Source organism: Microbulbifer sp. S227A (assembly GCF_049800935.1).
In genome coordinates, this window is the sequence record NZ_JBNAFZ010000003.1 from 186,050 (window position 1) to 207,118 (window position 21,069).

Here is a 21,069-nt window from a genome sequence, read left to right on the forward strand (position 1 = left end):
GCAAGAGGGGGGCGCATTCCAGCGTCAGAAGACGGTGAAATGCCGGCGTTTCACCGGGATGCCCCGCGCCTGCAGCGCCGCTTCCAGGTCGCGATGCGGCGGCAGGGTTTCATAAGGCAGGCGCACCTGCTTGTTGTCGTGCAGGCTGGCGGTGACGCGCACCGAGAAATCCCATCTCGTGTCAAAGCGCATGTGGTCGATTTCGCTCAGCCAGAGGCTGCCGCGTCGCTTGCCGGTCTGCCATTCCAGCCGGTCTTGCGATAACCGCAGCCCGGCTCGGGTGTCGCGCAGCAGATCGGCCAGCGCCGGAAGGGTCGGCAGGACGAGCAGCAAGACCAGCCACCACGCCGCATCGACCAGCACCCGGAGCCCGATCAACACCGCGTAGATCAGGGCGAGCGCGATCATCATGCTCCGCGACCGCCCCCGCCGTTCAAAGACCAGGTCCCCGGCCATCAGCGCCCGCCGGTGACCTCGAGAATGCTGCCGGTGACATAGCTGGCGGCGTCCGAAAGCAGGTAAAGGATCGCGTCGGCCACTTCTTCGGCGGAACCGGGGCGCTGCATCGGCACCATATGGGCGAGCCGCTCGGCGCGGCCAGGTTCGCCGCCCTTGGCGTGAATGTCGGTTTCGATCAGGCCCGGGCGCACCGAGTTGACGCGGATATTCTCGCGCGACACCTCGTCCGACAGCCCCTTGGTAAAGGTGTCGATCGCGGCCTTGGAGGCGGCATAATCCACGTATTGCCCGCCCGATCCCAGCCGCGCCGCGGCCGAGGAAATATTGACGATCGCGCCCCCGTCGCCCTGGGCCTGCATGCGCAGAACCGCCTCTTTGGCGACCAGGATCGCGCCGATCACGTTGATGTCGAACATGCGCCGCAACCGCTCATGGGTGATGTCCGTGACCGGAGCCGAGCGGTCGACCACACCGGCATTGTTGACCAGCGCATCGAGCCGGCCGAAGGCACCGTCAACCTCACGATACATGCGCGCGATCTGTTCCGGGTCGCCAACATCGGCCTGACAGATCAGGGTGCGTGCCCCGGCGTCGCGGGCGGCCCGGGCAACGGTCTCGGCCCCGGCGCGGTCGCTGTTGTAATTGAGCGCGAGATCATAGCCACGGGTCGCCGCCAGCCGCGCGGTGGCGGTCCCGATTCCGGCACTCGCCCCGGTAACAAGCAGAACCTTGCGCATCTACTTGGCCCCCCGGATGCGGCTCATCATTTCGGTGGTGTCCGGCGACAGCCCCGGCGTTGCCGCGATACGGTCGAGTTCGGCCCCGATCAGCGACTGACGCGCGCTGTCATAGCGCCGCCAGGTCTGGAACGCGCTGCACATGCGGGCGGTGGTCATCGGGTTGACCGGATCCAGACGGATCAGCCAGTCGGCCAGCAGGCGATATCCCGAACCATCCGCCGCGTGGAAACCCGCATGGTTCATCGCCAGAGCCCCCAGCGTGGCGCGGAACCGGTTGGGGTTTTTCCAGTTGAAATCGGGATGCCCGGTCAGGTCTGCCGCGATGGCTGCCGCCCTGGCCGGCGCGGCCCCGGCGATCTGCATGCCGAACCATTTGTCGATCACCAGCCGGTCGTCCTGCCATTGCTCGTAAAAGGCCGCGACCTGTTCATCGCCCTTGCCCGCAGTCAGCAGGCAGCCCAGCGACGAGAGTTGCAGCGTCATGTTGTCCGCGGCGGCATATTGCGCCGCCGCCTGCGCCCCGCCATCCAGTCGCGTCACCAGCGCCAGCGCCCGCGCCCCAAGGGCGCGTTTGCTGGTCTGGTCGGGGTCGGGGCGATAGGGGCCGTCCACCCGGCATTCGGCCAGGATACGCGGCAACACGTCCTGCGCATGTTGCGCCAGCGCCAGCGCCAGCGTTTCGCCCGCCTGCCAGATGGCATCCGGGTCGGGGGTGCTGCCCGCTTCGGCCAGCGCGGTGGCCAGTTCGGACTGGCTTGGCTGCGCCAGCATCAACGCGCGATAGGCCGGGTCCAGATCATCGTCCCGCAACACCGCGAGCATCCCGTCCAGATAGGCGGAGCCCGCCGGCGCGCCGGTTGTCGCCATGCTCATCATGGTGTCGCGGGCAAGCGCACGCCCGGCCTCCCACCGGTTGAACGGATCGGTGTCATGCGCCAGCAGGAATGCCCGTTCGGCGGTATCGCTGTCGCGCTCAAGCACAACGGGGGCCGAGAAGGCGCGCAGGATCGACGGGGTCGGTCTTGCGTCCAGCCCCTCAAAGGCAAAGCTCTGCGTGGCCTCGGTCATTTCGAGCGTCCGGGTCGCGAGCACCTCGTCGCCATCGGGGCCAAGCAGGCCGACGCTGATCGGGATGACCTGGGGCTGCGGGTCGGCGGTGGCGGCGCTCGGGGCGAGGGTTTGGGTGAAATGCAGCGTATAGGTGCCGTCATTCCAGTCGTCCCGCACCGCGAGCCGCGGGGTGCCGGCCTGCGAATACCAGCGCTTGAACTGTGCGAGGTCACGGCCCGTGACGTCTTCGAACACCCGGAGCCAGTCCTCGATGGTGCAGGCTTGCCCATCATGGCGCGCGAAATAGAGATCCAGCGCCTCGGCATAGGCCCGATCGCCCACCAGCCGCTTGAGCATGCCGATCACCTCGGCACCCTTTTCATAGACCGTGGCAGTGTAGAAGTTGTTGATTTCCTGGAAACTCTCGGGCCGGACCGGATGCGCCAGCGGCCCCTGGTCCTCGGGGAACTGGCGGGCGCGAAAATCGATCACGTCGCTGATGCGCTTAACCGGAGCGCTGCGCAGGTCGCTGGTGAACTGGCTGTCGCGATAGACCGTCAGCCCTTCTTTCAGGCACAGCTGGAACCAGTCGCGGCAGGTGATGCGGTTGCCGGTCCAGTTGTGGAAATACTCATGCGCGATGATCGCTTCGATACGTTCGAAATTGGCATCGGTCGCGGTTTCGGGACTGGCCAGAACCGCGGCGGAGTTGAAGATGTTCAGCCCCTTGTTTTCCATCGCCCCGGCGTTGAAATCATCCACCGCGACAATGTTGAAAACGTCCAGGTCATATTCACGGCCATAGACCTCTTCGTCCCATTTCATCGATTTCTTGAGGGCTTCCATGCCAAAGTCGCATTTGCCCTCGTCGCCGGGACGCACATAGAGGTTCAGCTCGACCTCCTTGCCCGAACAGGTGGTGAAGCGGTCGGACTGAACGAGCAGCTCACCCGCGACCAGGGCAAACAGGTAGGCGGGCTTGGGCCAGGGATCATGCCAGACCGCGTGCCCGTCGCCCAGCTCGCGCGGGTTGCCGTTGGACAGCAGCACCGGCTGTGGCCCCCTGATCTCGACGGTGAACACGCTCATCACGTCGGGCCGGTCGGGGTAATAAGTGATCTTGCGGAACCCCTCGGCCTCGCATTGGGTGCAATACATGCCGTTGGACATGTAGAGCCCTTCCAGCGCGGTGTTGCCCTGCGGATCGATCTCGACTTCGCATTCCCACAGGAACGGACCATCGGGCACCGTGCAGGTCAGGCCCTTGTCGGTGACATCCGGGGTGACGGGCGTGCCGTCGATCGACGCGCCGATCAGTTTCAGGTCTTCGCCATGCAGGAAAAAGCGCCGATCGCTTGCTTCGGGGTTCGGCGCAAAGGCTATGCGGCTGTGGACGCGTGTGGCATTCGGCGCGAGATCGAAGGTCAGGTGAACGGACTCGACGACAAAACCAAAGGGCGTGTAATCCTTCAGATAGATCGTCTGCGGGGCGGTGTCCTTCATGGGGTGTGGTCTCCGGGTGGATCAGGTGATTGCCGGGGACGTTAGGTTCGCTGGCCCTTGGTTGCAACCGGTCGATGTGGCGCAGACCGGGTTCGGCTGGCGGCAAAACCATCCAGAGCCGGCAAGCCCGGACCCCGGACGGCCGCAACGCGATGATTTTCTGGCATGATCCGTATCGTGGACGCTTGTTGCCTATCGGAAACTTTCAAATTAACAAGCGCGGTATACATTCGTGCACATCTCAGGAAGAGGGACCCAATGAGCGACAGGACCATGATCGAGGGGCTGCAGGTCGCGCCCGAACTGGTGGAGTTCATCGAGAAACGGGCGCTGCCGGGGACGGGCGTTGAAGCGGGTACGTTCTGGGCCGGGATGGCGCGGATCATGGGCGAACTCGGGCCGCAGAACCGCGCGCTGCTGGAGCGTCGCGCCGAGTTGCAGGCCAGGATCGACGCCTGGCACCTGGCGAACCGGGACAAGACGCATGATCACGCGGACTACAAGGCGTTCCTGGAAGAGATCGGTTATCTGCTGCCCGAGGGCGGTGACTTTGAGATCGACACCGATAATGTCGACCCCGAGATCGCGACGGTACCGGGGCCGCAGCTGGTGGTGCCGATCACCAATGCGCGCTATGCGCTGAACGCCGCAAATGCCCGCTGGGGCAGCCTGTATGACGGGTTTTACGGCACCGACGCCATGGGCAGCACCGCGCCGGCGGGCGGATACGAGCGCGGGCGCGGTGCGCGGGTCGTGGCGCGGGCACGGGTGTTCCTGGACGAGGCGTTTCCGATCGCCGGCACCAGCCACGCGGATGTGCGCCGCTATCACGTGCGCGAGGGGGCGTTGCTGGTGGATGGTCGGCCGCTGGTGAACCCGGCGCAGTTCGTCGGCTATCGCGGCAACCCAAAGGCCCCGGATGCGGTGGTGCTGGTGAATAACGGGCTGCATGTGGAACTGGTCTTTGACCGCGCCCATCCCATCGGCTGCCATGACCAGGCGGGGCTTGCCGACGTGTTGATGGAAAGCGCCATCACCGCGATCATGGATTGCGAGGATTCGGTGGCCTGTGTCGATGCCGAGGACAAGGTTCAGGCCTATGGCAACTGGCTGGGGCTGATGCGGGGGGACCTGTCGACGACGCTTGAAAAGGCCGGCAAGACAGTGACCCGCGCGCTCAGCGCCGACCGGACCTGTACCGCGCCCGATGGCAGCGACCTGTCGCTCAAGGGGCGGGCGCTGATGCTGGTGCGCAATGTCGGCCATCTCATGACCAATCCCGCGATTCTGGACGGTGCGGGCAACGAGACATTCGAAGGTCTGATGGATGCGCTGGTGACGGTGCTGATTGCCATGCATGACCTCAGGCGCGCGGGCGGCAATTCGGTTCGCGGATCGGTCTATGTGGTGAAGCCCAAGATGCACGGGCCCGAAGAGGTGGCCTTTGCGGTCAAGACCTTTGACATGGTCGAAGACATCCTCGGCCTGCCGCGCAACACGGTCAAGATCGGCATCATGGACGAGGAACGCCGCACCAGCGTCAACCTGAAACAATGCATCGAGGCCGCGAAAAGCCGGGTCTGTTTCATCAATACGGGCTTCCTTGACCGCACCGGCGATGAAATCCACAGCTCGATGGAGGCGGGGCCGTTTTCGCGCAAGGATTTCATCAAGCGCAAGGACTGGATCGGGGCCTACGAGGATCGCAACGTGGATATCGGTCTGGAATGCGGGTTGCAGGGCAAGGCGCAGATCGGCAAGGGCATGTGGGCGATGCCCGACATGATGGAGGCGATGCTGGACCAGAAGATCGCCCATCCCCGCGCCGGGGCCAATACCGCCTGGGTGCCGAGTCCGACCGCCGCGACCCTGCATGCGCTGCACTATCACAAGGTCGATGTGTTCGCGGTGCAGGACAAGCTTCGGGCGGGCGGGCGCCGGGCGCATGTGGATGCGGTTCTGACCATCCCGCTGGCGACCTATCGGCGCTGGAGCGACGAACAGAAAATCCGCGAAGTCGAGAACAACGCGCAGGGCATCCTGGGCTATGTCGTGCGCTGGATCGACCAAGGGGTGGGGTGCTCCAAGGTTCCGGACATCAATAATGTCGGGCTGATGGAAGACCGCGCCACCTGCCGGATCTCGGCCCAGCATATCGCCAACTGGCTGCATCACGGGGTGGTGAGCGAAGAAGAGGTGGCCGATGCCATGCGCCGCATGGCGGTGGTGGTTGACGGGCAGAACGCCGGTGATCCGCTTTATCGGGCGATGGCACCGGGGTTTGACGGGGTCGCGTTCCAGGCGGCCTGCGACCTGGTGTTCAAGGGCCGCGAGCAGCCCAGCGGCTATACCGAACCGGTGCTTCATGCCCGGCGGCTGGAGCTGAAAGCCGCCGCGCGCGCCTAGGGCGAGGTTCGGGAACGAGGGGGCTGCCCGCCCTCTCGTATTCCCCCCGATATGCGCAGCAGGGAAAGGCGAGGGGCCCGGGACTTGGAATCCAAGCCCTTGCCGGTGGTGGTTCTGGTTGTGTGCGGGCAGTCGCGCGGGAGGACGCCGCCGCGGCGTTTCGCGAATGCGCATGGCCAGACCCGTGGGATCGGGGCGGCAGGGCAGGCAGGCGAGAGCTGAACCTGCCCGATCCCTGCGCATTGGTGCGTCACGACACACCCACCTGCGCCGCCATGCAGGGTCGGGCAGTTGCCGTTCGGCGCGGGGCATCCTATTCTTGGGCAAACAAGACAGACAGGCATTCACATGACGCGCCCCATCGTCGGCATCATCGGCAACAGCTATCTCATCAACGACGAATACCCGGCCCATGCGGGCGGGTCGCATAATTCCGAGGCGGTGGCCGAGGTTTCGGGTTGCATGCCCTTGCTGGTTCCGGCCGATCCGCGGTTCCTGTCGGTGGAGGAATTGCTCGCGACCTGCGACGGCTTCCTGTTGACCGGGGGGCGACCCAACGTGCACCCGGAGGAATATGGCGAGGATGCCACCGAAGCGCATGGGGCGTTCGACCGGGCGCGGGATGCGATCACCCTGCCGCTGGTGCGGGCCTGCGTCGAGCGGGGGCAGCCGTTTTTCGGCATCTGCCGTGGTTTTCAGGAGGTGAACGTGGCGATGGGTGGCACGCTGTATCCGGAGATCCGCGATCTGCCGGGGCGGATGAACCACCGGATGCCGCCGGATGGCACCCTGGAAGAGAAATTCGCGCTGCGCCACACGGTGCGTTTTGCCGAGGGCGGCGTGTTTCACCAGTTGTTCGGGGCCACCGAGGTGATGACCAATACATTGCACGGGCAGGGGATCAAGCGCCCGGGTCCGCGGATCGTGATCGATGGCCATGCACCGGACGGAACGCCCGAGGCGATCTATGTAGAGGGTGCGCCGGGCTTTACCCTGTCGGTGCAGTGGCATCCCGAGTGGGATGCGGCGAATGACCCGGTTTCGCGCCCGCTGTTTACCGCCTTTGGGGATGCGGTGCGCGCCTGGGCGGCGCGCCCGGCCTTGCAAAAGAGCGCCTGAACATCGGTGGCCGGCCCGGTGGGATCGGCTTGGCCGTCACACCAGCAGATCGAAATGCTTGCTGAAGGGCAGGTCGCGAACCCGGGTGCCGGTCAGGTCAAACAGGGCATTGCCGAGCGCCGGCATTGACGGGGGGGTACCCGGTTCGCCGGCACCGCTGATATGCGGCTTGTTTTCGAGAATGGCGACCTCGGTGGCCGGGGCGGTGTGCATCCGGATGGCATCGTAGTCGGGGAAGTTGAGCTGTTCGACCGCGCCGTCGGAGAAGGTGATTTCGCCGTAACAGGCGGCGGACAGGCCGTAATTCATGCCGCCGATCATCTGGGCCTCGACGATGCCGCGATCGAGCACGATCCCGAGATCGCAGGCGATCCAGGCCTTGTTGATGCGGATCGTGCCGTCTTCGTCGACAACCTCGATCACCTGCGCGACCGGGGTTCCGAAGCTGTAGGTAAATCCGACGCCGCGCCCGACACCGTCCGGGGTCTTGCCGGTCCAGCCAGACATGTCGCGCACGGTTTCAAGGCAGGCGGCGGCGGGTTCCCATTCGGCCCGCGCCATCTGCAGGCGGAAGTCGAGCGGGTCGCGCCCGGCGGCATGGGCCATTTCGTCAACGAAACTGTCCAGCAGGAAGCCGTTGACCGAGGCCCCGACCGACCGCCAGAACCCGACCGGGACCGCCAGTTCGGCCAGATAGCCCCGGATGCGGAAATTCGGGATGGCATAGGGCGCATTGAAGGCACCGTCGACCGTGGTCTTGTCGGGGCCTGCCGCGGGCGCGCCCAGCCAGCGGCCCATCGCCTGTTGGGTGCAGGATTGCGCCGCGATGCCGCCATCAAGCAGCACCGCCTTGCCGTCCTTAACCGCGCCCCGGAACCGGCCAATTGCAGCGGGGCGGTAGAAATCGTGCTGCATGTCCTCTTCGCGCGACCACGTGACCTGGATCGGCGTATCGGGCATTTCCCGGGCGATACGAGCGGCAAGGACCGCAAAATCGACCTCGCCTCGGCGCCCGAAACCGCCGCCGAGATAGGTGGTATGCACCTCGACCGCCCCGGCCTCGAGCCCCACCGCGTCGGCGCAGTGGCGGGCGACGAAAATCGGTGCCTGGTTGCCGCACCAGATATCGAGCCGGGTTCCCGAGTAGAGCGCGGTGGCGTTCATCGGTTCCATCGTCGCGTGGGCCAGGTAGGGCACGCGGTATTCGGCGCTGATCTCGGTGGCCCCCGTGGGGATCGTGGCCGCGTCGCCATCGTCGCGCATGGTCGAATTCGGCTCCGTGTCAAAGGCGGCGGCGATCCCGGCAAGGATCTGGTCGGTTTCGGGCGGGTAGGGGGCCTCGTCCCAATCCACGTCGATGGCTTCAAGTGCCTGCATGGCGATCCAGCTGTTGTTGGCGATCACCGCGACGCCGGTACCCAGGTCGATGACCTGTTCGACGCCCGGCATGGCACGGGCCTCCGTGGCGTCAAACCGTTTCATCCCGCCATGTCGGGGGGACATGCGGACCGAGGCGAATTTCATGCCGTCCAGCCGTACGTCGATGCCGAACTGCGCGGTGCCGGTGGTCTTGCCGACCATGTCCACGCGCGGTTGCGACGTGCCAAGCAGGCGCCATTCGGTGGCGGGGCGCAATTCGGCCCTGATCGGGTCCAGCGCGGCGGCGGCCTCTGCAAGGTCGCCATACGCGATCTCGGTGCCGTCCGGTGCGATGACCCTGCCATTGGCTGTCTTGAGCGCCTGGCGATCAAGGCCGAGCCGTTGCGCGGCGGCTTCCTTCAGGGTTTCGCGCGCCGAGGCTCCGGCGGTGCGCATACGCTCGAACCCGTCGATCATCGAGGTCGATCCGCCGGTCACCTGCATGCCCATGACCTTGCCGATCACGCCGAGGGTTTCGGCGACACCATGCATGAAGTCCGACTTGTCATAGCCCTTACCGGGCAGCACCTCGCCGATCAGCGCACTGTTGTAATAGGCGGTGGCGGCGGGGCCATGCAGGATGCGGACCGCGTCAAGATCAACGTCGAGCTCTTCGGCAATCAGCGCGGCCCATGTCGTTCTGACGCCCTGGCCCATTTCGGCGCGGGGGGCGAACAGGGTCACGCCCTGCTGGTCGATCAGCACGAAGGGGTTGAGCGCCGCCTCGCCCTCGGCGGGCCGCAGCGGGTTGGGGGCAGGGCGGGACAGATAATAGGCGCCAAAGGCGACGCCACCGACAATGGCGGCGGACCCGATCAGAAAGGTCCGGCGGGCGATTTTTCCAAGGCTTGCCATCGATCAGGCCTCCTGCATCTTGCCGGCGGCGGTGTGAATCGCCGCGCGTATACGGGGATAGGTGCCACAACGGCACAGGTTGCCTTGCATCGCGTCGTCGATCTCGGCATCGGTGGGGTTCGGGGTCTCGGCCAGCAGCGCGGCCGCCTGCATGATCTGGCCCGACTGGCAGTATCCGCATTGGGCAACCTGATGCGTCACCCAGGCCTGCTGGATGATCGCCATGGCATCGGGGATGCCAAGACCCTCGATCGTGGTCACATCGCCCCAGACATCCGAGAGCGGCACCTGGCAGCTGCGCACCGCTTCTCCGTCGATATGCACCGTGCAGGCACCGCACGCCGCGACACCACAGCCGAACTTGGTGCCGGTCAGACCGATTTCATCGCGCAACACCCAGAGCAGCGGAACATCGTCGGGGAGTTCCACCTGATGGGATTTGCCGTTAATGGTGAGTTGGGTTGACATGGCGGGCCTCGATCCTGTCAATTGCAAAGACGATCTGACAAAAATAGTAAATAGTGTCAGAATGTCAACCGACCGGAAGACAAGGACGTGCAAGACCTGTGGCCATGATGCGAGAGACCAGCGATTCCAGGCAGGACACCATTCTGAATGCGGCGATGCAGGTGTTTTCGACCTATGGGTATCGCAAGACATCGATGAACGACATTGCCGACGGCGCGGGCATGTCGCGCCCGGCGCTTTACCAGCATTACAAGAACAAGGACGACATATTCCGCAGCCTGACGCAGGCCTATTACGACAAGGCTGTTGACGGGCTGGCCGATGCCCTGCGCGGCGACAAACCGGTATCCGAGCAGTTGCAGGCCGCGTTTGATGCGCAGATCGGCGACATGGTCGAAACATTGCTGAATTCGCCGCACGGGATGGAGCTGCTGGATACCGGGGAAAAGACCGCCGCGGACATCAAACAGGCGGGCGAGGATCGGTTGCGCGCGCTCTATGCGGACTGGCTCGGGCGGGCTGAGGGGCAGGGGCGCGTCACGCTGCCCGATACGCCCGATATGGTCGCGGATGTTATCCTGGTCGGGTTGAAGGGGCTGAAAACCACGGTCACTTCGGTGCCCCAGTTGCGCGCGCGGCTGGCGATTTTTGCCAGGTTGCTGGGGAGCGGGCTGACAAGGGACTGATCAGGGGGGGAGCGGCGCGCGACTCAGAGGTCAGCGCCCAGAGGCCAAGTTTCAGAGACCTGTACGCAGATGCCAGAGTTCGGGAAACAGTTCGACCTCGAGCATCCGCTTGAGATAGCTAATGCCGCCGGTGCCGCCGGTGCCGCGTTTGAACCCGATGACGCGTTCCACGGTGGTGACATGGTTGAACCGCCAGCGCCGGAAATAATCCTCCAGGTCGACCAGTTTCTCGGCCAGTTCATAGAGTTCCCAGTGGGTCGAAGGATCGCGGTAGACGGTGCTCCAGGCCTCGGTGACGCGGGCATTCTCGACATGCGGTTGGTCAGGTGGCCGGTTCAGAACCGAGCCGGGCAGGGGAAAGCATTGGTTCAGCGCGGCAAGCGCCACGTCATAGAGCGATGGCTGCGCCAGTTCGGCGCGCAGCAGCGCGGTGATGTCGGGGCGGTGGGCATGGGGCTTGAGCAGCGCGGTATTGCGGTTGCCCAACATGAACTCGATCTGGCGATACTGGTGCGACTGGAACCCCGAGGACTGCCCGAGCGCCTCGCGGAACGTGGTGTAATCGCTTGGCGTCATGGTGCGCAGCACGTCCCACGCGTTGTTGAGCTGTTCAAAGATCCGCGACACGCGGGCCAGCATCTTGAGGGCCGGACGCCGGTCGCTGCCGCGCAGGGTATCGCGCGCGGCGGTGAGCTCGTGAATGGCCAGGCGCATCCACAGTTCCGAGGTCTGGTGCTGGATGATGAACAGCATCTCGTCATGCGCCTCGGAGAGGGGATGCTGCGCGTCCAGAAGGCCCGGCAGGTGCAGGTAGTCGCCATAGGACATACGCCCGTCAAAGGACATCTGCGCCCCTTCGTGCGCGGGGTCATAGGGATCGCTCATGGTGTCGGCTCCAGTTGCAGGTCCATGCGAAACCGGTCGATCGACACGCCCGAGCGGGTCACGGTTTCGCGTTCGATCATCCGCCAGCCCCTGCGTGCAAGGAACCGGTGGGCGAGATGGCTGGCCGCGGTGGTCAGCCGCCGCAACCCGGTCGCGTGCGCGTGTCGCAGCAGGCCGTCGTGCAGATCGGATGCCACCCCGCGCCCCATGAATGCGGGATCGACAAAGGCCAGGTCCAGATGCCCGTCGGATGTCAGCGACATGAAGCCGATCACGTCATCCCCGGATTGTGCGACCAGCGTCGTCGCCCCGGCCAGGCGGGCACAGTTTTCGTGGCTTGGCCGGGGGGCGCTGGCGCTCCAGGCATCGCGTTGCGCCCGGTCATAATGGCCGCGCGCACCAATCTGGATCGCGCCGTGATAGACCTGCCAGCATGCGGCACAGTCATGCGCGACATAGGGGCGGACGATCCAGGTCATGTGACCGCCGCGCGGGCCATGTAGTCGGGGCGGTTCCAAAGCTGGTTCTGCATGACATCGCGGATGACCGCCACGGCGGCACGCACGTCGCTGGCGTCGATATAGAGCGGGGTGAAACCAAACCGCATGATGTCGGGCGCACGGAAATCGCCGATCACCCCGCGGGCGATCAGCGCCTGCATCGCGGCATAGCCCTGCTCAAAGCGGAACGAGACCTGGCTGCCGCGCTGGGCGGCATCGCGCGGGCTGGCGAGGGTCAGCATCGGGCAGGAGGCTTCGATCTCGGATATGAACAGCTCGCACAGGGCAACCGACATGGCGCGAACATCCTGCATATCCGCCATGTCCCAGATATCCAGCGCGGTTTCCAGCGCCGTCAGCTGGATGATCGGCGGGGTGCCGACCCGCATCCGTTCGATGCCCCGACCGGGGCGATAGCTCTGTTCGAAATCAAACGGTGCCTCATGGCCCAGCCAGCCGGAGAGCGCCGGAACCGCACGGTCGGCATGGCGCGGCGCCACGTAGATAAAGGCCGGCGCGCCCGGTCCGCCATTGAGGTACTTATAGGTACAGCCAACCGCGAAATCGGCCCCCGCGCCCGACAGGTCCACCGGAACCGCGCCCGCCGTATGCGCCAGATCCCAGACCGTGACGACCCCCGCGTCATGCGCGCGCCGGGTCAGGGTCGCCATGTCATGCAGCCGCCCCGTGCCGTAATCAACCTCGGTCAGCATCAGTACCGCGACCTCGTCGGTTATGGCGGCCTCAACGTCATCGGGAGCGACCACGCGCAATTCATGGCCCTTGCCAAGGCTCCGCAACAGCCCCTGTGCCATGTAGAGATCGGAGGGGAAATTGCCGGAGTCGCTCAGCACCACGCGGCGATCCGGGTTCAGTTCGAGCGCGGCGGCAAGCGCCTGGTAGACCTTGATCGACAGGGTGTCGCCCAGAACCACATGCCCGGGTTCCGCCCCGATCAGCCGGCCAACCCGGTCGCCCAGGGCCATCGGCATCGCCATCCACCCGGCCTTGTTCCACCCGGTGATCAGCATCTTGCCCCACTCGTCGGCGAGCATTCCGGCCAGCCGCCCCGGTGCCGCGCGGGGCAACGGGCCGAGCGAATTGCCGTCCAGATAGATCACATCTTGGGGGATGTCGAACATCGCCTTGGTTGCTGCAAAATCGGTCATTGGCTGTCCTGGCTTGTTGGGGCGCGGTGGCTCACATCTGGCCGCCGGCGATCTCGATCACCTGTCCGTTGATGCTCTCGGAGCCGGGGCGCACCAGCCACATGGCGGTGGCGGCGATCTCTTCGGGCGCGATCAGCCGCTTGTGGCGGTTGGAATTGACCATGACGGCGCGGGCGTCGTCCTGGCTGATCCCGGCGCGTTTGGCGATATTGCCGGTGTTGCGTTCGACGATCGGGGTATCGACATAGGCCGGGCATATGGCGTTGAAGGTCATCGGTTTGCCGATGTAATCCTCGCTCAGCGCGCGGGTCAGCCCGATCAGCCCGTGTTTCGAGGCAGAGTAACAGGCCGCGCCCGGCAGCCCCTTGACCCCGGCAATCGACGCCATGGTGATGACCCGGCCCCAATCGGTCTCCCGCATGCCGTGCAGGCATTCGCGGATGGTCAGGAACGCGCCGTCCAGGTTGGTGGCCATCATGTTGCGCCAGAATTCCAGCGTGGTCTTGTGCACCGCGCGTCCCTCGGCGACGCCGGCATTGGCGACGCAGATCTGCACCGGGCCGCGGGCGTCTACAGCCGAGGCGACCTTGGTGGTCACATCCTCTTCGTCGCGCACGTCCATGGCCATGCCAAAGATACCGTCGCCGGCCACCTCGTCGAGCACCTGCTGGCGTCGTCCGGTGATCGTGACCTGCGCGCCATCCGCCGCCAGTGCGCGGGCAATCGCCAGCCCGATTCCGGTGCCGCCACCGGTGACGAGCGCGTGCTTTCCTTGAACTGTCATGCTGTTTCTCCCTTGGCTCAGCAGCACCCTATCGGCTCGTCCACCAGAAACAAGCGGCTGCGGGCAACTGCGGGGTCGACCGGTGGCGACATGCCGGCTGGAAACCGGCTGCGATTCAGGTGCAGACTTGCACGCGGGAAACCAACATGGGGGGATGAGGCGATGAAATGGATTGACGTACCGCCGGTCTGGCTCGCCGGGTTTGTCGCCCTGGCCTGGGTCCAGTCGCGGCACCTGGCGTTCGGGCTTGGGTTTGGCGGCCACTGGGCTGACCTGCTCGGGGGGATGATGATCGGCGGGGGCCTGCTGTTGATGGTACTGGCCCTGAGCGCATTCCGCCGGCACGCCACCACGGTTCACCCCCACGGCACTCCCGAGCGTTTGATCCAGTCGGGAATATTCTCGCGGTCGCGCAATCCGATCTATGTCGGTGACGCTCTGCTCCTGGCGGGATTCGTGCTGCGATTCGATGCAGTTCTGGCGCTGCCGCTGGTGCCGATTTTCATCTGGGTGATCGAACAACGATTTATATTACCAGAAGAGAACCGCCTGCGAAAATTGTTCAGGGCGGATTACGCCAGATACGAAAGAAAAGTGCGCAGATGGTTGTGATCAGGTAACATATCTGCGCCGCGTCTCTGTGCCGCGCTTGCACAGTCTTGGAACGCAAGGTAGGGAAGCGACCAGAATTTAGGCCGTATTGCGCCCGCACCGGGCAAATTAGGGGGACTTGGATTGAAGATAGGAACGCCGAAGGAAATTCACGACGGGGAACGTCGTGTTGCGATGACGCCCGAGAGCGTGGCGCAGCTTCAGAAGCTGGGGCATGAATGCCTGATCGAGTCCGGGGCCGGGCTTGAGGCCGGCTTCTCGGATGCGGCATATGAAGCAGCGGGTGTCGAGGTGGTCAAGACCGCGGCGGCCCTCTACAAGGCTGCGGACGTGATCGCCAAGGTGCGCCCGCCCACCGAAACCGAAGTCAAGCGCCTGCGCGACGACCAGACCCTGATTTCGTTCTTCTATCCGGGTTCGAACGAAGAGCTGATGGGCAAGGCCGCCGAGCGGGGCGCAACCCTGATCGCCATGGACATGGTGCCGCGGATCAGCCGGGCCCAGAAAATGGACGCGCTGTCGTCGATGGCCAATATCGCCGGCTATCGCGCGGTGATCGAGGCGGGCAACAATTTCGGCCGTTTCTTTACCGGCCAGGTGACGGCGGCGGGCAAGGTGCCCCCGGCCAAGGTCCTGGTTGTTGGCGCCGGCGTGGCCGGTCTGGCCTCGATCGGGACGGCAACGTCGCTGGGCGCGATCACCTACGCGTTTGACGTGCGCCCCGAAGTGGCGGAACAGATTGAATCCATGGGCGCGGAATTCGTGTTCCTGGAGTTCGACGAATCCGAACTGCCGGATGGCGCGGCAACCGGTGGCTATGCGCCGCCGTCCAGCCCCGAGTTCCAGGCCAAGCAGCTCGAGAAGTTCCGCGAAATCGCGCCGGACATGGATATCGTCATCACCACGGCCCTGATCCCGAACCGGCCCGCGCCGCTTCTGTGGACCAAGGACATGGTCGAAGCGATGAAACCGGGCAGCGTGATCGTCGACCTGGCCGCCGAGCGTGGCGGCAATTGTGAACTGACCGTGATGGACGAAAAAGTCGTGACCGACAACGGAGTTACGATCATCGGTTACACCGATTTCCCGTCCCGCATGGCGGCGCAGAGTTCGACGCTCTATGCCAACAACATCCGTCACATGATGGCCGACCTGACGCCTGAAAAGGACGGCGCGATCAATCACAACATGGAAGATGACGTCATCCGTGGCGCGACCATCACCCATGAAAAAGAAGTCACCTTCCCGCCGCCGCCGCCCAAGATTCAGGCCATCGCGGCCAAGCCCAAGGAAAAGCCCAAGGAGCTGACCCCGGAAGAGAAACGCGCGCAGGAAGTGGCCGAGTTCAAGGCCCAGACCAAGCAACAGGTCACGCTGATCGCGGTTGGCGCGGTGCTGCTGCTGGGTGTCGGTCTCGTCGCTCCGGCGAGCTTCATGCAGCATTTCATCGTGTTCGTGCTTTCGGTCTTTGTCGGCTTCCAGGTGATCTGGAACGTGTCGCACTCGCTGCACACGCCGCTGATGGCCGTGACCAACGCGATCAGCTCGATCATCATCCTGGGGGCGCTGATGCAGGTCGGTTCAGGCAGCCTGCTCGTGATCATACTTGCCGCGCTGTCCATTTTCATGGCCGGGATCAACATCTTCGGCGGCTTTCTCGTCACCCGGCGCATGCTCGCCATGTTCCAGAAATCCTAAGGAGGCCGTACCATGGAATTCGGATTCACGACGGCGGCCTATGTGGTCGCGGCTGTTCTCTTCATCCTGTCGCTGGGTGGTCTTTCGGGCCAGGAAAGCGCCAAGCGCGCTGTCTGGTACGGCATCGTGGGCATGGCGCTGGCGGTGTTTGCCACGCTGATCGGCCCCGGTTCGGGCCTGTGGCTGCTGTCGCTTCTGCTGATCGCGGCCGGTGGCTCGATCGGCTATGTGGTGGCGCAGCGGGTGCAGATGACCGAGATGCCCCAGCTTGTTGCGGCGATGCACAGCCTGGTTGGTCTTGCCGCGGTCTTCGTGGGGTTCAACGCCCATTTCGAACTGGGCAACGTTCTGGCGCTGGACGATGCGGCCAAGAAATCCCTTGAGGGCTTTGCCGCGTTGCTGGCCAAAAAGGAAACGGTCGAGATCAACATCCTGCGGGTCGAGCTGTACCTTGGCATCTTTATCGGTGCGATCACCTTTACCGGCTCGGTCATTGCCTATGGCAAGCTGGCGGGCAAGGTGACGTCGGCGGCGACCAAACTGCCCGGCGGCCATGCGCTGAACGCGGGTGCCGCGGCGTTGTCTCTGGTCTGCCTGGTCTGGTATTTCAATACAGGTGCCTTCCTGCCGCTGTTGTTGATGACGCTGGCGGCGCTGTTCATCGGCTATCACCTGATCATGGGCATCGGCGGTGCCGACATGCCGGTGGTGGTGTCGATGCTCAACAGCTACTCGGGCTGGGCCGCGGCGGCGATCGGCTTCTCGCTGGGCAACGACCTGTTGATCGTGGTCGGCGCGCTGGTCGGCTCTTCGGGTGCGATCCTGTCCTACATCATGTGCAAGGCGATGAACCGTCACTTTGTCAGCGTGATCCTGGGCGGCTTTGGCGGTGCTTCCGGCCCCGCGATGGAAGTCGAGGGCGAGCAGGTGGCCATCGAGGCCGATGGCGTGGCGCAGGCGCTGAACGATGCCGACAGCATCATCATCATCCCGGGTTACGGCATGGCGGTGGCGCAGGCCCAGCAATCGGTCAGCGAACTGGTCCGCAAGCTGCGCGCCGCGGGCAAGGAAGTACGTTTCGCGATCCACCCGGTTGCCGGACGTCTGCCGGGGCACATGAACGTGCTGCTGGCCGAGGCCAAGGTACCCTATGACATCGTGCTCGAGATGGACGAGATCAATGACGACTTCCCGGATACGGATGTTGCCATCGTGATCGGTTCCAACGACATCGTGAACCCCGCCGCCCAGGAAGACCCCAACAGCCCGATCGCCGGCATGCCGGTTCTGGAATGCTGGAAGGCCAAGCAGGTCTTTGTCTCCAAACGCGGCCAGGGCACTGGCTATTCCGGGATCGAGAACCCGCTGTTCTTCAAGGAGAACACCCGGATGTTCTATGGCGATGCGAAACAGTCGCTCGACAAACTGCTGCCAATGATCGACTGAGCTGGCGCAACATGACATGATTGGGCCCCTGCCGGACATCCGGCGGGGGCTTTTTCGTTCCGGGCGTTCTCAGACAAAGGCGAAATCGCTGTCCGTCAGGCCACCAATGGCGGTCAGCGTCGCGACGTGATGCACGGTGGCCATCCCCGCATCGAAATCCCCGGTCTCTGCAAATCGAACATAGAACAGGTCATTGCCGGTAAAGGCAAAACCCGTGGCGGTCGCGGTGGTCAGGTTCAGGTCGGCAATGCTGTCGGTGTTGACGACAGGGCCGGAAAACTCGGACGTCTTGAACAACAGCACATCGGTTCCCGGGTCAAAATCGGTGATCGTATCCGCATCGCTGCCCGCGTGGCGGGCCAGGGTCTGGTTCACATCCTGCCTGATGTGGCTGTGGTCGCCAAGCTCGACAAAGGCAAATCTGTCGGCGCCCTCACCGCCGATCAGCGTATCGGCCCCGGCACCGCCGACAAGCTTGTCCGCTCCGTCCCGGCCGATCAACAGGTCCTGGCCATCCAGCCCGCGCAAACGGTTGTTCAGCAAATCGCCTTCGAGCATGTCGTCAAAGAGCGACCCTGTGAGATTGTGGATCCAGCTCAGCGTGTCGCCTTCTGCATGTCCTCCCTCGCGGGTGTGGTTTTCCATCGAGATCCGTACCGCCTCGGGCGAGCCGCGATAGATCGCCGTGTCGATGCCCGACCCGCCATGCAGGAAATCCCGGCCCGCGCCGCCGATCAGCCGGTCATTGCCATTTCCGCCATCCAGGAAATCGTCGCCGCCCCGGCCGACAAGCCGGCTTGGCCCGTCACCGAGTATGATGCTGTCGCCAAACTCGGTTCCGATGACCATCTCGATCGAGATCAGCCTGTCGCCACGCGCATCGCCGAGCATCTGTCCGTTGCGGGTATTGACCGAGATATTGTCATCCGAGTCCGCGTAGGACACGGTGTCAAACCCGTCGCCCCCGTTCAGTAGATCGTCGCCGCGTCCGCCGGTCAGATGGTCATCTCCGGCCCCGCCTTCGAGAATATCGTCGCCCCATCCGCCGTTCAGGCGGTCATTGCCTCCGGCTCCGCGCAGCGTGTCATCGCCAAACCCGCCCCGGATGGTATTGGCCCCGGACGTGCCGATCAGAAGGTCGTCGTGATGCGAGCCCAGGAGGTTCTCGAACCCGGAAAAGACATCACCCTGGGCATCGCCGCCCTGCGCGAGATCGGCACCCAGATCCACGGTGACGGCGGATTTGGAGTGCCGGTACATCAGCCAGTCAAGCCCCGCGCCGCCCGACAGTGTGTCAGCCCCGAACCCGCCGCTGATCCGGTCATTGCCCGCATTGCCATTGAGCGTATCGTCGCCTTCGCGCCCGATCAGCCAATTGTCGTGATCGTCACCGATCAGCCGATCTGCGAAAACCGATCCGACCAGCCCTTCGATCTGCTCATAGCTGTCGCCCTGGGCCTCGCCGGACAAACCGGAACCGACGAGCAGATCGGCCACGATCACGGTTTGTGCATCAAGGCCGAGATAGACCGCGAAATCGCGCCCCGCGCCGCCCACCAAACGGTCTGCGCCGCCGCCGCCGATCAGCCGGTCATTGCCGCCGCGCCCCAAGAGCACGTCATCCGCATCGGTGCCGGTCAATATGTCGCCCTGGCCAGAGCCTTCGATTGTCGCCATGCCCATCTCTCCTGTCGCTACCTGCGTCGCGCGCTCTGCCAGGTTCGCCTGGCATCGGTTGAACGCAAGAATTTCAACGCGTTATGCGATGGCGGCTGGTGCTGGTCGTATGCGCGACGCGCGCTCCCGGCGATACCCTAGCAGATATGTCGGATTCTCCCTAATATGGCCGCGGATGCCGGTGCTGCCCAAAATTCAGGCAATGGCGCACCACACGGCAAGTATACATATGTATTCCTTTAACCATTTGAATTTATGTGGTTAACGCGAAGCGCGCCCGGATGCCTAGGGCGTGTTGACAGGACGGCCCGATGCCACCAATCGAAGATCACCCTCTGCGCTACCGGCTTGCAAACGAATTGCATGCCCGCCCGTTTCCCGAGATCGGTGCCGAGAGCAGCGTCGTGTTTGTCGCGATCAAGCAACCGCGCGAGGCAGTCAGCCGCGATCGCGATGCGGACCTGGCCCACCTGATCGCGTTGCTTGATCGCCATGGCGCGCCGCATCCGCAACCCGGTGCCACCCATTACACCAACCGGATCGGGCAGCATGTTCTGAAATGGGAGCAGCACACCGAATTCGTGAGCTATACCGCCTTTCGCGACGGCGTGTCGCCGCGCCCGTTCGATCCGGCGGATTTCGAGGTGTTCCCCGAAGACTGGCTTGAGACCGCGCCAGGACAGCGCATCACCTCGGCGATGATCCGGGTCGAGCCACGGCCGTCGGACGAAGAGATCGCGCGCAAGCTCTCGGACTGGTTCGTGCCCGAGAGCACCGCCATTGCCAACGTGCTGGATGAAAGCGCCATCATGTCGGGCGATTTCCGCATCGACCCGGCCGGGCATTCGCGGTTCGCGGTGTTTGTCGCAGAGCAGACAGGCGCGGCGCGGATCGGCCGGCTGGTTCAGCGGATGTGCGAGATCGAGACCTATAAATCCATGTCGATGCTGGGCTTTTCGCGTTCGCGCGAGATGTCGGCGCAGATTGCGGAACTCGACAATAACCTTGCGGCGCTGATGATGGAAATGACCCGAGGCACCACGCCGCCGGATGTGATCCTGCCCGACCTGCTGTCGATCTCCTCGCAGCTTGAGACATTGGCGGCCAATTCCTCGTTCCGGTTCGGCGCGACCGGGGCCTATGAGGCGCTGGTCAACCAGCGTATTCGCGTGCTGCGCGAATCGCGGTTTCACGGGCGGCAGACATTCGGCGAATTCATGATGCGACGCTATGCGCCCGCCATGCGCACGGTCAAATCCACCGAAACGCGGCTGCAGGCGCTTGCCGACCGGGCAATCCGGGCGGGAGATCTGCTGCGAACGCGGGTCGATGTGGAACGCAGCGCACAGAACCAGGCGCTGCTTGAGAGCATGGACCGCCGGGCCGATCTGCAATTGCGATTGCAGCACACGGTCGAGGGGCTGTCAGTGGTCGCGATCAGCTATTACGCGGTGTCGCTGGCGGGATACCTGCTTTATCCGCTGACCGAGGCGACCGGCCTCAGCAAGGGGATGCTGACGGCGATGGTGACGGTGCCGGTGATCGCGATGGTCTGGTGGATGGTGCGCCGGATTCGCCAGAAAATGGAATAGG

At 64.3% G+C, this 21,069-nt stretch carries 17 protein-coding genes; 7 read left to right on the plus strand and 10 right to left on the minus strand.

What is annotated here, in order from left to right; all coding sequences use genetic code 11:
• Positions 1–24 precede the first annotated feature (24 nt).
• From ACP15R_RS08655 to pepN, 3 genes are read right to left on the minus strand one after another with little or no spacing between them, the layout of a single operon-like run.
• Positions 25–456: a hypothetical protein gene (locus tag ACP15R_RS08655; protein ID WP_424986001.1), complete on the minus strand. Its 432-nt coding sequence runs from the start codon at positions 454–456 to the stop codon at positions 25–27.
• Positions 456–1,196: an SDR family oxidoreductase gene (locus ACP15R_RS08660; protein ID WP_424986002.1), complete on the minus strand. Its 741-nt coding sequence runs from the start codon at positions 1,194–1,196 to the stop codon at positions 456–458. The genes ACP15R_RS08655 and ACP15R_RS08660 overlap by 1 nt, the downstream gene beginning before the upstream one ends.
• Complete coding sequence (gene pepN / locus ACP15R_RS08665) at positions 1,197–3,752, minus strand: aminopeptidase N (RefSeq protein ID WP_424986003.1); 2,556 nt, start codon at positions 3,750–3,752, stop codon at positions 1,197–1,199. It abuts the gene before it with no gap.
• Positions 3,753–4,010: 258 nt separating this feature from the next.
• On the opposite strand from pepN, the gene ACP15R_RS08670 reads away from it, so the two are divergent.
• Both ACP15R_RS08670 and ACP15R_RS08675 read left to right on the plus strand, forming a co-directional pair.
• Positions 4,011–6,158 (plus strand): malate synthase G, encoded by a 2,148-nt coding sequence (locus tag ACP15R_RS08670; RefSeq protein ID WP_424986004.1) that lies wholly within the window; start codon positions 4,011–4,013, stop codon positions 6,156–6,158.
• Between the two features lie 348 nt (positions 6,159–6,506).
• The gene (locus ACP15R_RS08675) at positions 6,507–7,277 is read left to right on the plus strand and encodes a gamma-glutamyl-gamma-aminobutyrate hydrolase family protein (protein ID WP_424986005.1); all 771 of its coding nucleotides are present in this window, start codon (positions 6,507–6,509) and stop codon (positions 7,275–7,277) included.
• A gap of 36 nt (positions 7,278–7,313) precedes the next feature.
• On the opposite strand, the gene ACP15R_RS08680 is transcribed toward ACP15R_RS08675, so the two are convergent.
• Complete coding sequence (locus ACP15R_RS08680) at positions 7,314–9,551, minus strand: molybdopterin cofactor-binding domain-containing protein (RefSeq protein WP_424986006.1); 2,238 nt, start codon at positions 9,549–9,551, stop codon at positions 7,314–7,316.
• A 3-nt stretch (positions 9,552–9,554) separates the two neighbouring features.
• A complete protein-coding gene (locus ACP15R_RS08685) occupies positions 9,555–10,019 on the minus strand; it encodes a (2Fe-2S)-binding protein (protein ID WP_424986007.1) in 465 nt (154 codons plus the stop codon).
• 104 nt (positions 10,020–10,123) lie between these two features.
• Between ACP15R_RS08685 and ACP15R_RS08690 the strand changes: the two genes are divergently transcribed.
• Positions 10,124–10,705 carry a TetR/AcrR family transcriptional regulator gene (locus ACP15R_RS08690; RefSeq protein ID WP_424986008.1) on the plus strand — a complete coding sequence of 194 codons (582 nt, stop codon included), beginning with the start codon at positions 10,124–10,126 and terminating at the stop codon, positions 10,703–10,705.
• 51 nt (positions 10,706–10,756) lie between these two features.
• On the opposite strand, the gene kynA is transcribed toward ACP15R_RS08690, so the two are convergent.
• From kynA to ACP15R_RS08710, 4 genes are read right to left on the minus strand one after another with little or no spacing between them, the layout of a single operon-like run.
• The gene (gene kynA / locus ACP15R_RS08695; RefSeq protein ID WP_424986009.1) at positions 10,757–11,590 is read right to left on the minus strand and encodes a tryptophan 2,3-dioxygenase; all 834 of its coding nucleotides are present in this window, start codon (positions 11,588–11,590) and stop codon (positions 10,757–10,759) included.
• A complete protein-coding gene (locus ACP15R_RS08700) occupies positions 11,587–12,069 on the minus strand; it encodes an N-acetyltransferase family protein (RefSeq protein ID WP_424986010.1) in 483 nt (160 codons plus the stop codon). The genes kynA and ACP15R_RS08700 overlap by 4 nt, the downstream gene beginning before the upstream one ends.
• The gene (gene kynU, locus ACP15R_RS08705) at positions 12,066–13,259 is read right to left on the minus strand and encodes a kynureninase (protein WP_424986011.1); all 1,194 of its coding nucleotides are present in this window, start codon (positions 13,257–13,259) and stop codon (positions 12,066–12,068) included. The genes ACP15R_RS08700 and kynU overlap by 4 nt, the downstream gene beginning before the upstream one ends.
• 31 nt (positions 13,260–13,290) lie before the next feature.
• Positions 13,291–14,043: an SDR family NAD(P)-dependent oxidoreductase gene (locus ACP15R_RS08710; RefSeq protein WP_424986012.1), complete on the minus strand. Its 753-nt coding sequence runs from the start codon at positions 14,041–14,043 to the stop codon at positions 13,291–13,293.
• 162 nt (positions 14,044–14,205) lie between these two features.
• Here ACP15R_RS08710 and ACP15R_RS08715 point away from each other — a divergent pair, with 162 nt between their 5' ends.
• From ACP15R_RS08715 to ACP15R_RS08725, 3 genes are all read left to right on the plus strand, one after another.
• Positions 14,206–14,655, plus strand: a complete 450-nt coding sequence (locus ACP15R_RS08715; protein WP_424986013.1) for a methyltransferase family protein — start codon at positions 14,206–14,208, stop codon at positions 14,653–14,655.
• 123 nt (positions 14,656–14,778) lie between these two features.
• Positions 14,779–16,353: a Re/Si-specific NAD(P)(+) transhydrogenase subunit alpha gene (locus tag ACP15R_RS08720; protein WP_424986014.1), complete on the plus strand. Its 1,575-nt coding sequence runs from the start codon at positions 14,779–14,781 to the stop codon at positions 16,351–16,353.
• A gap of 12 nt (positions 16,354–16,365) precedes the next feature.
• On the plus strand, positions 16,366–17,799 hold the full coding sequence (locus ACP15R_RS08725; RefSeq protein ID WP_424986015.1) for an NAD(P)(+) transhydrogenase (Re/Si-specific) subunit beta: 1,434 nt from the start codon (positions 16,366–16,368) through the stop codon (positions 17,797–17,799).
• 69 nt (positions 17,800–17,868) lie between these two features.
• Here ACP15R_RS08725 and ACP15R_RS08730 read toward each other — a convergent pair whose 3' ends face one another.
• Positions 17,869–19,476, minus strand: a complete 1,608-nt coding sequence (locus ACP15R_RS08730; protein ID WP_424986016.1) for a calcium-binding protein — start codon at positions 19,474–19,476, stop codon at positions 17,869–17,871.
• A 311-nt stretch (positions 19,477–19,787) separates the two neighbouring features.
• Between ACP15R_RS08730 and ACP15R_RS08735 the strand changes: the two genes are divergently transcribed.
• The gene (locus ACP15R_RS08735) at positions 19,788–21,068 is read left to right on the plus strand and encodes a DUF3422 family protein (protein WP_424986017.1); all 1,281 of its coding nucleotides are present in this window, start codon (positions 19,788–19,790) and stop codon (positions 21,066–21,068) included.
• Position 21,069: the final 1 nt, after the last annotated feature.

Excerpts from the sequence above, each read along its gene's own strand:
- ACP15R_RS08685 (WP_424986007.1), bottom strand. The coding sequence starts at position 10,019 with ATGTCAACCCAACTCACCATTAACGGCAAATCCCATCAGGTGGAACTC.
- ACP15R_RS08710 (WP_424986012.1), bottom strand. The coding sequence starts at position 14,043 with ATGACAGTTCAAGGAAAGCACGCGCTCGTCACCGGTGGCGGCACCGGA.
- pepN (WP_424986003.1), bottom strand. The coding sequence starts at position 3,752 with ATGAAGGACACCGCCCCGCAGACGATCTATCTGAAGGATTACACGCCC.
- ACP15R_RS08660 (WP_424986002.1), bottom strand. The coding sequence starts at position 1,196 with ATGCGCAAGGTTCTGCTTGTTACCGGGGCGAGTGCCGGAATCGGGACC.
- ACP15R_RS08670 (WP_424986004.1), top strand. The coding sequence starts at position 4,011 with ATGAGCGACAGGACCATGATCGAGGGGCTGCAGGTCGCGCCCGAACTG.
- ACP15R_RS08735 (WP_424986017.1), top strand. The coding sequence starts at position 19,788 with ATGCCACCAATCGAAGATCACCCTCTGCGCTACCGGCTTGCAAACGAA.
- ACP15R_RS08655 (WP_424986001.1), bottom strand. The coding sequence starts at position 456 with ATGGCCGGGGACCTGGTCTTTGAACGGCGGGGGCGGTCGCGGAGCATG.
- ACP15R_RS08675 (WP_424986005.1), top strand. The coding sequence starts at position 6,507 with ATGACGCGCCCCATCGTCGGCATCATCGGCAACAGCTATCTCATCAAC.
- ACP15R_RS08715 (WP_424986013.1), top strand. The coding sequence starts at position 14,206 with ATGAAATGGATTGACGTACCGCCGGTCTGGCTCGCCGGGTTTGTCGCC.
- ACP15R_RS08725 (WP_424986015.1), top strand. The coding sequence starts at position 16,366 with ATGGAATTCGGATTCACGACGGCGGCCTATGTGGTCGCGGCTGTTCTC.
- kynA (WP_424986009.1), bottom strand. The coding sequence starts at position 11,590 with ATGAGCGATCCCTATGACCCCGCGCACGAAGGGGCGCAGATGTCCTTT.
- ACP15R_RS08680 (WP_424986006.1), bottom strand. The coding sequence starts at position 9,551 with ATGGCAAGCCTTGGAAAAATCGCCCGCCGGACCTTTCTGATCGGGTCC.
- ACP15R_RS08690 (WP_424986008.1), top strand. The coding sequence starts at position 10,124 with ATGATGCGAGAGACCAGCGATTCCAGGCAGGACACCATTCTGAATGCG.
- ACP15R_RS08700 (WP_424986010.1), bottom strand. The coding sequence starts at position 12,069 with ATGACCTGGATCGTCCGCCCCTATGTCGCGCATGACTGTGCCGCATGC.
- kynU (WP_424986011.1), bottom strand. The coding sequence starts at position 13,259 with ATGACCGATTTTGCAGCAACCAAGGCGATGTTCGACATCCCCCAAGAT.
- ACP15R_RS08730 (WP_424986016.1), bottom strand. The coding sequence starts at position 19,476 with ATGGCGACAATCGAAGGCTCTGGCCAGGGCGACATATTGACCGGCACC.